Annotated in this window: 13 protein-coding genes; all 13 read left to right on the top strand. The window is 58.7% G+C overall.

Translation table 11 applies throughout. The features are described 5' to 3' along the window. Positions 1–42 precede the first annotated feature (42 nt). Complete coding sequence (locus tag NDJ10_RS00460; RefSeq protein WP_296159071.1) at positions 43–3855, top strand: nitrate reductase subunit alpha; 3813 nt, start codon at positions 43–45, stop codon at positions 3853–3855. Between the two features lie 58 nt (positions 3856–3913). Further along, positions 3914–5437, top strand: a complete 1524-nt coding sequence (gene narH / locus NDJ10_RS00455; RefSeq protein ID WP_296159070.1) for a nitrate reductase subunit beta — start codon at positions 3914–3916, stop codon at positions 5435–5437. A 2-nt stretch (positions 5438–5439) separates the two neighbouring features. Next, entirely contained in the window at positions 5440–6159 is a 720-nt protein-coding gene (gene narJ / locus NDJ10_RS00450) for a nitrate reductase molybdenum cofactor assembly chaperone (RefSeq protein WP_296159069.1), read from the top strand. Next, a complete protein-coding gene (gene narI / locus NDJ10_RS00445) occupies positions 6156–6890 on the top strand; it encodes a respiratory nitrate reductase subunit gamma (RefSeq protein ID WP_296159068.1) in 735 nt (244 codons plus the stop codon). Before narJ ends, narI begins: the two co-directional genes overlap by 4 nt. A 10-nt stretch (positions 6891–6900) precedes the next feature. Further along, complete coding sequence (locus NDJ10_RS00440) at positions 6901–7692, top strand: peptidylprolyl isomerase (protein WP_296159066.1); 792 nt, start codon at positions 6901–6903, stop codon at positions 7690–7692. 1 nt (position 7693) lies between these two features. Next, positions 7694–8410 carry a carbonic anhydrase gene (locus NDJ10_RS00435; RefSeq protein WP_296159065.1) on the top strand — a complete coding sequence of 239 codons (717 nt, stop codon included), beginning with the start codon at positions 7694–7696 and terminating at the stop codon, positions 8408–8410. Further along, a complete protein-coding gene (locus NDJ10_RS00430) occupies positions 8407–8811 on the top strand; it encodes a ribonucleotide reductase subunit alpha (RefSeq protein ID WP_296159064.1) in 405 nt (134 codons plus the stop codon). Before NDJ10_RS00435 ends, NDJ10_RS00430 begins: the two co-directional genes overlap by 4 nt. Positions 8812–8813: 2 nt before the next feature. Beyond that, on the top strand, positions 8814–9518 hold the full coding sequence (locus tag NDJ10_RS00425) for a Crp/Fnr family transcriptional regulator (protein WP_296159063.1): 705 nt from the start codon (positions 8814–8816) through the stop codon (positions 9516–9518). A gap of 78 nt (positions 9519–9596) precedes the next feature. Further along, positions 9597–9896, top strand: coding sequence for a hypothetical protein (locus NDJ10_RS00420; protein WP_296159062.1), 300 nt, complete (start codon positions 9597–9599; stop codon positions 9894–9896). Positions 9897–9955: 59 nt separating this feature from the next. After that, positions 9956–10603, top strand: a complete 648-nt coding sequence (locus NDJ10_RS00415) for an ANTAR domain-containing protein (RefSeq protein ID WP_296159061.1) — start codon at positions 9956–9958, stop codon at positions 10601–10603. A gap of 309 nt (positions 10604–10912) precedes the next feature. Then, entirely contained in the window at positions 10913–12157 is a 1245-nt protein-coding gene (locus NDJ10_RS00410) for a CmpA/NrtA family ABC transporter substrate-binding protein (protein WP_296159060.1), read from the top strand. Positions 12158–12189: 32 nt separating this feature from the next. Next, positions 12190–13113 carry a nitrate ABC transporter permease gene (gene ntrB / locus NDJ10_RS00405; RefSeq protein WP_296159059.1) on the top strand — a complete coding sequence of 308 codons (924 nt, stop codon included), beginning with the start codon at positions 12190–12192 and terminating at the stop codon, positions 13111–13113. Positions 13114–13207: 94 nt separating this feature from the next. Beyond that, the gene (locus NDJ10_RS00400) at positions 13208–14044 is read left to right on the top strand and encodes an ABC transporter ATP-binding protein (protein ID WP_296159057.1); all 837 of its coding nucleotides are present in this window, start codon (positions 13208–13210) and stop codon (positions 14042–14044) included. Positions 14045–14310: the final 266 nt, after the last annotated feature.

The raw sequence follows: 14310 nt of genomic DNA, 5'->3' as shown, positions 1-14310 counted from the left end.
TGGCAAGCATTAGTTTTGTACAAATTTTTTAAGAGGTAAACCATGAGCCACTTTCTTGATCGACTCACTTATTTCTCGCAACCCAAAGAGGCTTTCTCTGGCGAGCACGGCGTCACCACGGGTGAAGATCGCACCTGGGAAGACGCCTACCGCGACCGCTGGGCGCACGACAAGATCGTGCGCTCGACCCATGGCGTGAATTGCACGGGTTCCTGCTCGTGGAAGATTTACGTCAAGGGCGGCATCGTGACCTGGGAAACCCAGCAAACCGACTACCCACGCACGCGCTGGGACATGCCCAACCACGAGCCGCGCGGCTGTGCCCGCGGTGCCAGCTACAGCTGGTATCTGTACAGCGCCAACCGGGTCAAATACCCACTGGTGCGCGGCCGCCTGCTGAAGCTCTGGCGGGAAGCCCGTCTGTCAATGGACCCGGTGGACGCCTGGGCCTCGATTGCCCAGGACGACGCCAAGCGCAAGGATTACCAAAGCGTGCGCGGCCTCGGCGGCTTTGTGCGATCCGGCTGGGACGAGGTCAACGAAATGGTGGCTGCGGCCAACGTCTACACGATCAAGAAACACGGACCCGACCGCATCATCGGCTTCTCGCCAATCCCTGCCATGTCGATGATCTCGTACGCTGCCGGCAGCCGCTACCTGAGCCTGATCGGCGGCGTCTGCATGAGCTTTTACGACTGGTACTGCGACCTGCCGCCCAGCAGCCCGCAGATCTGGGGCGAACAAACCGACGTGCCCGAATCGGCCGACTGGTACAACAGCAGCTACATCATCGCCTGGGGCTCCAACGTGCCGCAAACCCGCACGCCCGACGCCCACTTCTTTACCGAAGTGCGCTACAAAGGCACCAAGACCGTGGCCGTCACGCCTGACTACTCGGAAGTGGCCAAGCTGTCCGACATCTGGATGAAACCGAAACAAGGCACCGACGCTGCCGTGGCCATGGCCATGGGCCATGTGATCCTTAAAGAGTTCTACTTTCCCGAAAAAGGCCAGCGCAGCGCCTACTTTGACGACTACGTGCGTCGCTACACCGACATGCCAATGCTGGTGATGCTGAAAGAGCAAACCCTGCCCAGCGGTGAAGTGGTGATGGTGCCGGACCGCTATGTGCGTGCCTCCGACTTCAATGGCAAACTCGGTGCTGCCAACAACCCCGAGTGGAAGACCGTGGCCCTCAACGAAGACGGCAAGGTGGTGCTGCCCAATGGTGCCATCGGTTTCCGCTGGGGTGCCGATGGCCGCGCCGATGAAGGCCAATGGAACCTGCAGGCCAAGGAAGCGCGCCACGGTACCGACGTCAAGCTCAAGCTCACGGTCATGGAAGGTGAAAACCCCAGTCTTGAGACCGCCAAGGTCGGCTTCCCCTACTTTGGTGGCATCGTCAGCGAAAATTTTCCCAACAACGCCACGGGTGCCGCTGCCAACAATGTGCTGGTACGCACCGTGCCGGTACAACGCATTGCACTGGGCAAGGAAGGCGACAAGCGCGAGGCGCTGGTTGCCACCGTGTTCGACCTGCAGGTGGCCAACTACGGTGTGGCGCGCGGCCTGCCCGGTGAACTGGCGGCCAGGGACTTCGACGACGACACCCCTTACACCCCGGCCTGGCAGGAGCGCATTACCGGCACACCGCGTGAGCAGCTCATCACCGTGGCGCGCCAGTTTGCCGAGAACGCTGACAAAACCCACGGCAAGTCCATGGTGATCATTGGCGCGGCCATGAACCACTGGTACCACGCCGACATGAACTACCGTGGTGTCATCAACATGCTGATGATGTGCGGTTGTATCGGCCAATCAGGTGGCGGCTGGGCACACTATGTGGGCCAGGAAAAACTCCGTCCCCAAACCGGCTGGACCGCGCTGGCCTTTGCACTCGACTGGATCCGTCCGCCCCGGCAGATGAATTCCACCAGCTTTTTCTATGCCCACACCGACCAGTGGCGCTACGAAAAGCTGGGTGTCGACGAAGTTTTGTCACCGCTGGCCGACAAGTCCAAGTTTGGCGGCAGCATGATCGACTACAACGTGCGCGCCGAACGCATGGGCTGGTTGCCATCGGCGCCCCAGCTCAAGACCAACCCGATGCAGTTGGTCAAAGATGCAGCGGCTGCGGGCATGGAGCCCAAGGACTATCTGGTCAAGGGCCTCAAAGACGGCAGCCAGGCCATGAGCTGCGAAGACCCGGACCACCCCGACAACTGGCCGCGCAACATGTTCGTCTGGCGCTCCAACATCCTGGGCTCCAGCGGCAAGGGTCACGAGTACTTCCTCAAGCACCTGCTGGGCACCAGCAACGGTGTGCAAGGCAAGGACCTGGGCGCCGACGAGGCCAAGCCCGAAGAAGTGGTCTGGCATGACAAGGCGCCCGAGGGCAAGCTTGACCTGCTGGTGACGCTGGACTTCCGCATGAGCACCACCTGCCTCTACTCCGACATCGTGCTACCCACCGCCACCTGGTACGAGAAGAACGACCTCAACACCAGCGACATGCACCCCTTCATCCACCCGCTGAGCACAGCGGTGGACCCGGCCTGGCAGTCCCGTAGCGACTGGGACATCTACAAAGGTTTTGCCAAGAAATTCAGCGAAATCTGTGTCGGTCATCTCGGGGTGGAGCGCGAAATGGTGCTGTCACCGTTGATGCACGACTCCCCGGCAGAACTGGCCCAGCCGTTTGGCGTGCAGGACTGGAAACGCGGCGAGATCGACCTGATCCCCGGCAAGACAGCCCCCAACATGATGGTGGTGGAACGCGACTACCCGAATCTGTACAAGCGCTTCACCGCCCTGGGGCCGCTGATGAACAAGGTCGGCAACGGCGGCAAGGGCATCGCCTGGGACACCAAAATCGAGGTCAAACAACTCGGCGAACTCAACGGCTTGGTGACCGATGCCGGCGTAACCTGCGGCATGCCCAAGATCGACACCGACATCGACGCCTGCGAGGTGGTGCTGCAACTGGCCCCCGAAACCAACGGCCATGTGGCGGTCAAGGCCTGGGAAGCACTGGGCAAACAGACCGGCATCGACCACACCCACCTGGCGCTGTACCGCGAAGACGAAAAAATCCGCTTCCGCGACATCCAGGCGCAGCCACGCAAGATCATCAGCTCGCCAACCTGGAGCGGCATCGAAAGTGAAACCGTGTCCTACAACGCCGGTTACACCAACGTGCACGAGATGATCCCATGGCGCACCCTGACCGGGCGCCAGCAGTTCTACATGGACCACCCGTGGATGACAGCATTTGGCGAAGGCTTCAGCAGCTACCGGCCACCGGTGGATCTGAAAACCACCGCAGGCATCCAGAACATCAAGCCCAATGGCAACAAGGAAATTGCGCTGAACTTCATCACGCCGCACCAGAAGTGGGGTATCCACTCCACCTACAGTGACAACCTGATAATGCTCACGCTCAACCGCGGCGGCAGCGTGGTCTGGCTCAGTGAAGACGATGCCAAGAGCGCTGGCATTGAGGACAACGACTGGGTCGAGGTCTTCAACATCAACGGTGCCATTGCGGCCCGTGCCGTGGTCAGCCAGCGGGTCAACCCGGGCATGACGCTGATGTACCACTCGCAGGAGAAGATCATCAACACCCCCGGCTCGGAGATCACCGGAGTGCGCGGCGGCATCCACAACTCGGTCACCCGGATTGTGCTCAAGCCCACTCACATGATCGGCGGCTACGCCCAGTTCAGCTACGGCTTCAACTACTACGGCACGATTGGCACCAATCGCGACGAATTCGTGGTGGTGCGCAAGATGGCCAAACTGGACTGGCTCGACGATGAAGGCTCGTCCACCGAAACCAACGCTGCCCACGCCTAAGGAAATCCAATATTTTTGCGGGACAGATCTTCAGCTCTGTCCCCAACCGGAGAAAATGATGAAAATTCGCGCACAAATCGGTATGGTGCTCAACTTGGACAAGTGCATTGGCTGCCACACTTGCTCCGTCACCTGCAAAAACGTCTGGACCAGCCGTCCCGGCATGGAATACGCCTGGTTCAACAATGTCGAGACCAAACCCGGCATTGGCTACCCCAAGGAATGGGAAAACCAGGACAAATGGAACGGTGGCTGGATCCGCAAGGCCGACGGCAAGATCGAACCGCGCCAGGGTGCCAAGTGGAAGCTGCTCATGCGCATCTTCGCCAACCCGAACCTGCCACAAATTGACGACTACTACGAGCCCTTCACCTTTGACTACGCGCACCTGCAATCGGCGCCCGAGTCCAAGGCGGCACCCACCGCCCGCCCGCGCAGTCTGATCACGGGCAAACGCATGGAAAAAATCGTCTGGGGTCCGAACTGGGAAGAAATTCTGGGTGGCGAGTTCTCCAAGCGCAGCAAGGACAAGAACTTCGACGATATCCAGAAGGACATCTACGGCCAGTTCGAAAACACCTTCATGATGTACCTGCCGCGCCTGTGCGAGCACTGCCTGAACCCGGCCTGTGTCGCATCCTGCCCGTCGGGCTCGATCTACAAGCGCGAGGAAGACGGCATTGTGCTGATCGACCAGGACAAGTGCCGCGGCTGGCGCATGTGCATCAGCGGCTGCCCCTACAAGAAGATCTACTACAACTGGAAATCCGGCAAGGCCGAAAAGTGCATCTTCTGCTACCCGCGCATCGAAGCCGGCCAACCCACGGTATGTTCGGAAACCTGCGTCGGCCGCATCCGTTACCTGGGCGTGCTGCTGTACGATGCCGACCGCATCCAGGAAGCCGCGAGCGTGGAACATGACCGCGACCTGTACCAGGCCCAGCTTGACATCTTCCTTGACCCGAACGACCCGAAAGTCATCGAGCAGGCGCGCCTTGACGGCATTCCTGACAAATGGATGGAAGCCGCCCGCAACAGCCCGGTCTACAAGATGGCCGTCGAGTGGAAAGTCGCCCTGCCCTTGCACCCCGAGTACCGCACACTGCCGATGGTCTGGTATGTGCCACCGCTCTCGCCCATCAGTGCCGCTGCCAACGCGGGCAACATTGGCATCAACGGCGAAATTCCCGATGTCAAGCAGCTACGCATTCCGGTCAAGTACCTGGCCAACCTGCTGACCGCTGGCGACACCTTTCCGGTGGAACGCGCGCTGGAGCGGATGCTGGCCATGCGCGCCTACCAGCGTGGCAAACATGTCGATGGCAAACCCAATATGGCGGCGCTGGCGCAAGTGCAGATGAGCACGCTGGAAGTCGAAGAGATGTACCAGGTGATGGCCATTGCCAACTACGAAGACCGTTTCGTCATCCCCAGCACGCACCGCGAGTACGCCGAAAACACCTTTGACGTGCGCGGTGGCTGCGGCTTCTCGTTCGGCAATGGTTGCTCGGATGGTGCCAGCGAAGCCAGCCTGTTCGGAGGCAGCAAACGCCGCACCATTCCTATCCAGGCGGAAGTCTGATCATGGCACTCTTTTCCAATCCACCCTCTGCGTCTGTCAGCCTACGCGTTCTGGCACGGCTGCTGGCCTATCCGGATGCGCAACTGCGCGGTGACCTGGGCGACATGCGTCAGGCCCTGCTGTCAGAAAAGGCCATTGCAGCACCTCGCCTGGAAGAGCTCAACGCACTCATCAACGGCCTGGCACGCGGCAATGCGCTCGACAACGAGGCCGAGTATGTCGAGGTCTTCGACCGTGGTCGCGCCACCTCCCTGCACCTGTTCGAGCATGTGCACGGCGACTCACGTGACCGTGGCCCGGCCATGATCGACCTGGCACAAACCTACGAAAAGGCCGGCCTGTTCCTGGGCCCCGACGAGATGCCGGACTACCTGCCGGTGGTGCTTGAATTTGTCTCGACCCAGCCCCCCAAGGAGGCGCGCGCATTTTTGGGCGAGATGGCGCACATCTTCAATGCCATTTTCAGCGCCCTGCAACAGCGCAACAGCCCTTACGCCAGTGTCTTGGGAGCGCTGCTGGAACTCAGCGGCGAAAAAGCACACCCGGTCAAGATCGTGGCCGAGGAGCCGCTCGACACCAGCTGGGAAGAACCGGTGGTATTTGATGGTTGCTCCGTCAAAGGGCAGACCAAGCCGGATCAACCCCAACCCATTCATTTTGTTAAAACCGATGCGGCAAAACCCCGTGCCAGCACGACCGCAACTGCAGGAGCCCCACTATGAACACCCTTGACTACATCCTGTTTGGCGTGTATCCCTACATCGCCTTTGCCGTCTTTTTGCTCGGCAGCCTGATCCGTTTCGACCGCGACCAGTACACCTGGAAAAGCGATTCGTCACAGATGCTGAAAATGGGACAACTGCGATGGGGCAGCAACCTGTTTCACATTGGTGTGCTGTTCCTGTTTTTTGGTCACACGATGGGCATGCTGACGCCGCACTTTGTTTATGAGCACTTCATCAGCGCCGGCGACAAGCAGCTCATGGCCATGATCAGTGGTGGCATTGCCGGATTGCTGGGCTTTATTGGCGTCACCATTCTGCTGCACCGCCGCCTGACCGAGCCACGCATTCGCATCAACTCCAAGACCAGTGACATTGTGTTGCTGGTTTTGCTATGGCTGCAGCTGGCGTTGGGTCTGGCCACCGTGCCGCTGTCGGGTCAGCACCTGGACGGCAGCATGATGATGAAACTGGCGGGCTGGGCGCAGGCGATCGTCACCTTCCAGCCCGGCGCGGTTGCGCTGCTGGCGGATGCGGGCTTTATCTTCAAGGCGCACATGTTCCTAGGCATGACGATCTTCTTCATCTTTCCGTTCACCCGCCTGGTCCATGTCTGGAGCGGCTTCGCCTCAGTGACTTACCTGATGCGCCCCTACCAGGTGGTGCGGAGCCGGCACCTGAATGTGCCTGCAGGTCAGAATCAACCGCGCCAGCCCGGCGCCGGTGTTTAAGGTGATGGCCATGCAAATAACAACCCAGATCGAAGTCGCTGTGGCCAGCATCAACGGCGTGGCGCTGCACGACGCCGGCGATACCCTGACAGCGGATGAACTGCGCCAACGTGCTTATGCCGAATTGCTGCGCCAGACGGCCATCCAGAAAGGTTTGCTTGACCCCAGCGACCAGCCAGGCACCGACGGTTTCTCCAGCGAAGCCGCCTCGGCTGCCATCGAGACCCTGCTGGAGCAGGAACTGCTCGTTCCCGAGCCATCTGAGGAAGCCTGCCGCCGCCACCACGCGGCCAACCAGGCCACCTACACCACGGGTGAACGCGTCAATGTGCGCCACATTTTGTTCGCGGTCACACCCGGAGTTGACCTGAATGCGCTGCGCAAACAGGCCGAAGGCACGCTGCTCAATGTGCGCTGCTTTGACAGCAAAAATCCGGAAGACGCCTTCTCCAAGGCGGCCAGCACCCTGTCCAACTGTCCCAGCGGCGCCGAGGGCGGCATGCTGGGCTGGCTGACAACGGCCGACTGCGCCCCTGAGTTTGCCAAGGAACTCTTTGGCCATGCCGAAGTGGGCGTCCTGCCGCGCCTGGTACATAGCCGTTTTGGTCTGCATGTGGTCGAAGTATTGGGGCGTGAGGCGGGCGTGGCCCAGCCTTTCGAGTCGGTACAGGGTGCAGTCGCCATGACACTCAAACAGCAGACCTTCGTAACGGCGCTGCGCCAGTATTTGAGCCTGCTGGCTGGCGAGGCAAGCGTCCAGGGCGTCGACCTGGAAGCCGCTGACACCCCGCTGGTTCAGTAGGATGGCCCCTGACGCAGTGCCTGATGAATTGCTGGCGCGCATTCGGCGCTTTCACGAGCACACCTTCCCGGGTGTGCAAGAGCAGTTCCAGACCCTGATTGCAGAGGGCCAGCACCCGACTATTCTTTTCATTGGTTGCTCGGACTCGCGCCTGGTGCCTTACATGCTGACCGGCATGGGCCCGGGTGAGTTGTTCCTGGTGCGCAACGTCGGTGCATTTGTGCCCCCCTACGACGGTTCGGCCGGTTTTCACGGGACCTCAGCCGCCATTGAATTTGCCGTACTGAACCTCAAGGTCTCGCGCATCGTGGTCTGCGGTCACAGCCATTGCGGCGGCATTCGGGCCCTGTATGAAGAAGTGCATCCACAGGCCAAAAACCTGGGTGCCTGGCTGGAACTCGGACGTGAGGCTGTGCTGCCGGTGCAAGTGACAGAGGAGGCACTGCGTCGCACCGAACAGCGGGCGGTGGTGCTGCAACTGGAGCGGCTCATGGGCTATCCCATGGTGCGCACCCAGGTTGAAGCCGGCCGAATGACCCTGCATGGCTGGCACTATGTCATAGAAGATGGTGAAATACATGTTTTTGATGTCAACAGCGGCCAATTTATTCCCGCTTCCGTGGCCTCCCACAGTGGCCACGGACCCTATGTTGAACATTTGTCCGAGCCCCTGTTCAACGAGATCGATTCCGCTTTCAACACCCATGCCACACCATGACCATTACCAACTTTGACGATTTGTTGCAAGTAGCACGCCAACAAGCGCAGCCGCAGCGCCTGCTGATGGTTTTCACCTGCGCCGAACTGCCCGACGACTGCACACCTGAACAACGCCGGGAATTTGAAGCCGGTGGCGGCGGTGCCCTGGTGCCTGCCATGTGCGCCGACAAGTCACCTGAAGATATCCAGAGCTTTGCGGCACTCAAACTGGAATCCGGCCAGTTTCAAAGCCAGTGGCATGTGGTGTTTGTGGCAGCCCTGTCTGGCCGGAATAACACCGCGCCCGGCAGCAAGGACATTGAGCAAACGCTGGACCGGATGGTGGAATCCATCAAACTTGGTGCACTTGACAACATGATTGCCTTTGACACATCGGGCAGTGCCATTGCGCTTGAATAGCCATGACCCTGGCCACCAATTTTTTTGACATGCCACGATTTCTGGCCACTTCGCCGCTGTTCAGTGGGCTGTCGCCTGATGAGCTGACACGCATTGCAAAGAGCAGTCAGATCAGAAGTTACGCCAAAGGCGAAATGATATTCAGCCTCGGTGAAGCCTGCGAGGCCTTTCACATCGTGGTCAGCGGACAGGTCAAACTGTTTGTGGTGTCGCCGGCCGGCCAGGAAAAGGTGATTGAGATCATCAGCCCCGGACAAAGTTTTGCCGAGGCACTGGTGTTCCTGAACAAACCCTATATCCTCAGTGCGCAGGCCCTGGTTGACACGGTGCTGGCCAACGTCAGCAAAAACGGCGTGGTCAGTGAAATCAAACAGGACCCCCACTTTGCCATGCACATGCTGGCCGGTGTGTCCAGAAGGCTGCATAGCCTGGTCCAGGACGTCGAAGCCTATTCACTGCAAAACGGCATGCAGCGCTTGATCGGTTACTTGCTGCGCGATGTCGAAATGGACGCGGCCACCGATCAAAAGACCCTGACCGTGTCCCTGCCCGCCAGCAAAGCCACCATCGCTTCGCGCCTGTCGCTCACCCCTGAATATTTTTCACGCGTGCTGCACGAGCTTGAAGCCCAACAACTCATCACCATTGACCGCCGCGAAATCCGGATTCTGGATGTCAAAAAACTGGTAGGTTACGGCGCACAATAAAGGCGGCGACGTGTCAGATGAACGCGTTCCCACTACACTCTTTGCTGGTAGTGAAGGTATGAACACCAGGAGATGGCCATGACCGATGACACCGTTCAATTAACAGCTGCTGCGGAAGACTACTTTCGCACGCTGGCAGGTTTGAAGTTCCCGCAAGCGCTGGCAGACAAATACCCACGCATTGCCCAAACGATCTTTGCGCTCAAGGACGACGCCAACCAACTCAGAGCCTGCTTTTCTGCATTGATTGAGGACGCACGCGGTGACCGCCAGGGTTTCCCGTTCGATGTCCTGCTGGATATCCAGGCCTTGCGCGAAATCATGCTTGGCGACGTCAACCAGTTCGTCGCCGACGACAACACAAAATGGGTGTCCTGACACCGTTTCAACATCACGCATGAGGGCACACTGGCTTGATTCTTGCGTCTTTTTGAGGCATGAACCCAAGTCTTCGCATTGTTGTTGTCGCGCCTGATCTGGACATCGCTGATCCGCAAGATGCCCAAGCCATTCACCAAGCCGATCGCTCGCGCAGCCTGCGGATCGGGTTACTTGAAAACGGCTTTAATCTGATCGCCAGTCTGCCCGCCGATGTCTTTCTGAGCGAGCGCATCGCCCAGTTGCAACCAGACCTGATCATTGTGGATGCCGAAAGCGATGCCCGTGACGCACTTGAGCATGTGGTGATGGCCACGCGCGACGAGCGGCGCCCGATCGTCATGTTCACCAACGACGATGACACCCGTCATGTCAAGGACGCAGTGGCCGCTGGCGTGTCTGCCTATATCGTGGCGGGCCTGTCAGCCGAGCGTATCCGGCCGATTCTGGATGTGGCGCTGGCACGTTTCCAACACGAACAGGCGCTCCTGCAAACCCTGGCCAGTACCCAGAACGAGCGTGACGAACTCAGCACCGAGCTCAAGGAGCGCAAACTGATCGACCGTGCCAAGGGTCTGCTGATGCAGCGCCAGAACTTGAGTGAAGACGAGGCTTTCAGGAAAATGCGCAAGACCGCGATGGACAAGGGCCTGAAACTCGCCGAGGTGGCGCAACGCATGCTCGACGTCGCCGATTTGCTGGGCTGAATTGGTGCATCGCACAATTACAGTGCGACTTTTCGCAAGCACAGAAAACTGAATGCTTGACGGCTCCAAACCCTATAAAACGGCACAAGAAACTCATGAATCGGTAGCATTTTTACACCCAGAAAAACCTGGCACACAGATTGCTTATAACAAACCAAGACCAGCGATGGTCGCTTGACTGAAGTCATCCAACGGCGGGTGAGCTTGGTCAGATCCGGACAAAGGCGTCCCCACAGGCTCGACACGTATGCAATGTTTTGAGCCATGTGAGGACGCCTTTTTTGTTGTCATTTTTTCAGGAGTTGCCTCATGACTGATTTTCTAAAACCCAGCCTCAGCCGCCGTGCGGTCTTGCAAACCGCAGCTGTCGGCGCGATTGGCATCAGCCCGGCATTGCGCGCTGCAGTTTATGCTGCAGGTTCCGACGCACCCGAAAAAACCGAAGTCAAGATCGGTTTCATCCCATTGACCGACTGCGCTAGCGTGGTGATGGCCGCAGAACTGGGACTTGACAAGAAATACGGTGTCAAGATCATTCCCACCAAAGAATCCAGTTGGGCCGGTGTGCGCGACAAACTGGTCAATGGCGAGCTGGACTTTGCCCACGTGTTGTACGGCCTGATTTACGGCGTGCATCTGGGTGTGGGCGGCGCCCAAAAAGACATGGCCATGTTGATGACACTCAACAACAACGGCCAAGGCTTGACACTGTCGAAAAAGCTGGCAGACAAGGGCGCGGGCACCCTGGAAGGGCTGGTGTCAATCATGAAAAAAGAGCCGCGCGAATATACCTTTGCCCAGACTTTCCCCACCGGCACCCATGCCATGTGGCTGTATTACTGGCTGGCCAGCGCCGGCATCAACCCGTTCAAGGATGTCAAGAGCATTGTCGTGCCTCCCCCACAAATGGTGGCCAATATGCGGGTCGGTAACATGGACGGCTTCAGCGTAGGCGAGCCCTGGAACCACCGTGCCATCATTGACGGCATTGGCGTGTCAGCGGCAACCAGCCAGGATGTCTGGAAAGACCACCCGGAAAAAGTGCTGGGAACCACGTCCGATTTTGTCAAGAAACATCCCAACACGGCACGTGCCGTGACCGCCGCCATCCTAGAAGCCAGCAAATGGATTGATGCGAGCTTGCAAAACAAGACCCGGATGGCAGAAACCATTGCAGCCAAGTCCTATGTGAACACCAGCGTGGACGCCATTAACCAGCGCATCCTGGGGCGCTACCAGAACGGCATGGGCAAGACCTGGGACGACCCCAACCACATGAAGTTTTTCAACGATGGCGCCGTCAACTTTCCCTACCTGAGTGACGGCATGTGGTTCCTGACGCAACACAAGCGTTGGGGCCTGCTCAAGGAACATCCGGACTATCTGACTGTTGCCAAGCAGATCAACCAGATCGACATCTACAAACAGGCCGCCACCGCCTCCAAAACGCCGCTGCCCAAAGATGTGATGCGCACCAGCAAACTGATCGATGGTGTGGTCTGGGACGGCAAGGACCCGAAGAAATACGCCGACGGTTTCAAGGTAAAGGTCTGAGCCTTCACATCCAATCATTCTGGAGTCACACCATGGTCAGTGCTGTTTTTAATCCCTCGCTGAAGCACGAAAGTGCCGAAGCGTCCAAAACGCCCGTCATTGCCACGGCAACGATTGACAAGGCGCTGGCTGTTGCTATCCCCGAAAAGACCAAAGCGCCAAGGCCGGCTTACGACTGGCGTGGCTTGTGGCTGGCAGTGTTGCCACCCGTGCTGGGGTTTGGGCTGTTGATCGGCATCTGGGCACTGGTATCGATCAGTACAGCCAGCAGCATTCCCACGCCGGCTGACACGTTCAGGCAGGCGGTGGTGATTTTCAGCGACCCGTTCTATAGCAATGGCCCCAACGATCAGGGTTTGGGTTGGAACATTTTGATGTCGCTGGAGCGCGTGGCGCTGGGCTTTGGACTGGCTGCAGCAGTCGGGATTCCGGCCGGGTTCGCGATTGGCCGGTTTGAATTTTTGAGTCGTATGTTCAACCCGCTGATCAGCCTGCTGCGCCCGGTATCGCCATTGGCCTGGCTGCCGATTGGACTGCTGGTGTTCAAGGGCGCTGACCCCGCCGCCATCTGGACCATATTCATCTGCAGCATCTGGCCGATGGTCATCAACACCGCCGTGGGTGTACAACGCGTGCCGCAGGACTACATGAACGTGGCGCGCGTGCTGAATTTGAGCGAATGGAAGATCGTCACCAAGATCCTTTTCCCCTCGGTGCTGCCCTACATGCTGACCGGCGTGCGCCTGGCCGTGGGCACTGCCTGGCTGGTGATTGTGGCGGCCGAGATGCTCACTGGCGGTGTCGGCATCGGCTTCTGGGTGTGGGACGAGTGGAACAACTTGAACGTCAAGAACATCATCATCGCGATTTTTGTCATCGGCATCGTCGGACTGATTCTGGAATACGCCCTGATCAGGATCGCTACGGCATTCACGTTTGAAGAGGTGAAAACCTGAGACCTTGCGGGACAGACCAAGAATTTACACGCAGTGAAATTTTGCTCTGTCCTCAACTGATTAAAAGCATCATTTTTTACGCCAAAGGATCACCATGCATGCCAACCAGACCAGCAAGTTCATCGACATTGTGAATGTCGAGCAAACTTTCAAGACCAAAAAAGGGCCGTTCTGTGCACTGCAGAACATCCAGCTGACGGTGGCCAAGGGCGAGTTTGTCGCCCTGATTGGCCACTCGGGTTGTGGCAAATCCACCCTGCTCAACCTGATCGCCGGCCTGACCACGCCCACACAGGGGCACCTGCTGTGCGATAACCGTGAAATTGCCGGCCCCGGCCCGGACCGCGCCGTGGTGTTTCAAAACCATTCGTTGCTGCCCTGGCTCACCTGTTTTGAAAATGTCTATCTGGGCGTTGAGCGGGTGTTTGGCGCAGCCAACAAAACCACGGGGGCGGCCAGCGAAAACAAGGCCCAGCTTATGGCCCGCACCGATGCTGCGCTGGCGCTGGTTGGCTTGACCCCCGCTACACAGAAGCGCCCCGGCGAAATCTCGGGTGGCATGAAGCAGCGCGTCGGTATCGCCCGCGCCCTGGCGATGGAGCCCAAAGTGCTGCTGATGGACGAACCCTTTGGCGCCCTCGACGCACTGACCCGCGCCAAGCTGCAGGACGAACTGCTGGAGATTGTGGCGCGCACCCACAGCACGGTGGTGATGGTGACACACGATGTCGACGAAGCCGTGCTGCTGAGTGACAAGATTGTCATGATGACCAACGGCCCGGCGGCCACCATTGGCGAAGTGCTCAACGTCGACCTGCCCCGCCCGCGCAAGCGGGTGCAACTGGCGGACAGCCCGCAGTACCTGAAGTACCGCAAAGCCGTGATCAACTTTTTGTACACCCGCCAGGTGCATGTGGAGAAGGCCGCCTGACCTGCTCCATCCACCTATCAGGTCAAACCCTGACCAAGTGAGGTCAGGGCTTTTGCATTTCAGCGGTCGTCCATCTGCAAGCAGTCATTTCCGTCCATAAACGCCTCGATCGTAACAACACACTGCCCTCCTGTGCTGTCTTGGCTCGCATTGCACTCGCAGCCCTGTGTGCCGGTTTTTATGCGTATCACGACATTGATACAATGATATTGATTCTCATTTACAAATTCCAGGAACCATACGGCAGGGCACCACAACAGAGGCCC

Origin of the sequence: Rhodoferax sp. (assembly GCF_023700745.1) — a bacterium.
GTDB lineage: Bacteria > Pseudomonadota > Gammaproteobacteria > Burkholderiales > Burkholderiaceae_C > Rhodoferax.
The sequence above is the reverse complement of the archived record's forward strand: the minus strand, read 5'-3'. Positions and strand labels throughout refer to the sequence as shown.

Bases quoted from the DNA above. Each gene is read 5' to 3' on its own strand.
- NDJ10_RS00460 (WP_296159071.1), top strand. From the start codon at position 43: ATGAGCCACTTTCTTGATCGACTCACTTATTTCTCGCAACCCAAAGAG.
- narH (WP_296159070.1), top strand. From the start codon at position 3,914: ATGAAAATTCGCGCACAAATCGGTATGGTGCTCAACTTGGACAAGTGC.
- narJ (WP_296159069.1), top strand. From the start codon at position 5,440: ATGGCACTCTTTTCCAATCCACCCTCTGCGTCTGTCAGCCTACGCGTT.
- narI (WP_296159068.1), top strand. From the start codon at position 6,156: ATGAACACCCTTGACTACATCCTGTTTGGCGTGTATCCCTACATCGCC.
- NDJ10_RS00440 (WP_296159066.1), top strand. From the start codon at position 6,901: ATGCAAATAACAACCCAGATCGAAGTCGCTGTGGCCAGCATCAACGGC.
- NDJ10_RS00435 (WP_296159065.1), top strand. From the start codon at position 7,694: ATGGCCCCTGACGCAGTGCCTGATGAATTGCTGGCGCGCATTCGGCGC.
- NDJ10_RS00430 (WP_296159064.1), top strand. From the start codon at position 8,407: ATGACCATTACCAACTTTGACGATTTGTTGCAAGTAGCACGCCAACAA.
- NDJ10_RS00425 (WP_296159063.1), top strand. From the start codon at position 8,814: ATGACCCTGGCCACCAATTTTTTTGACATGCCACGATTTCTGGCCACT.
- NDJ10_RS00420 (WP_296159062.1), top strand. From the start codon at position 9,597: ATGACCGATGACACCGTTCAATTAACAGCTGCTGCGGAAGACTACTTT.
- NDJ10_RS00415 (WP_296159061.1), top strand. From the start codon at position 9,956: ATGAACCCAAGTCTTCGCATTGTTGTTGTCGCGCCTGATCTGGACATC.
- NDJ10_RS00410 (WP_296159060.1), top strand. From the start codon at position 10,913: ATGACTGATTTTCTAAAACCCAGCCTCAGCCGCCGTGCGGTCTTGCAA.
- ntrB (WP_296159059.1), top strand. From the start codon at position 12,190: ATGGTCAGTGCTGTTTTTAATCCCTCGCTGAAGCACGAAAGTGCCGAA.
- NDJ10_RS00400 (WP_296159057.1), top strand. From the start codon at position 13,208: ATGCATGCCAACCAGACCAGCAAGTTCATCGACATTGTGAATGTCGAG.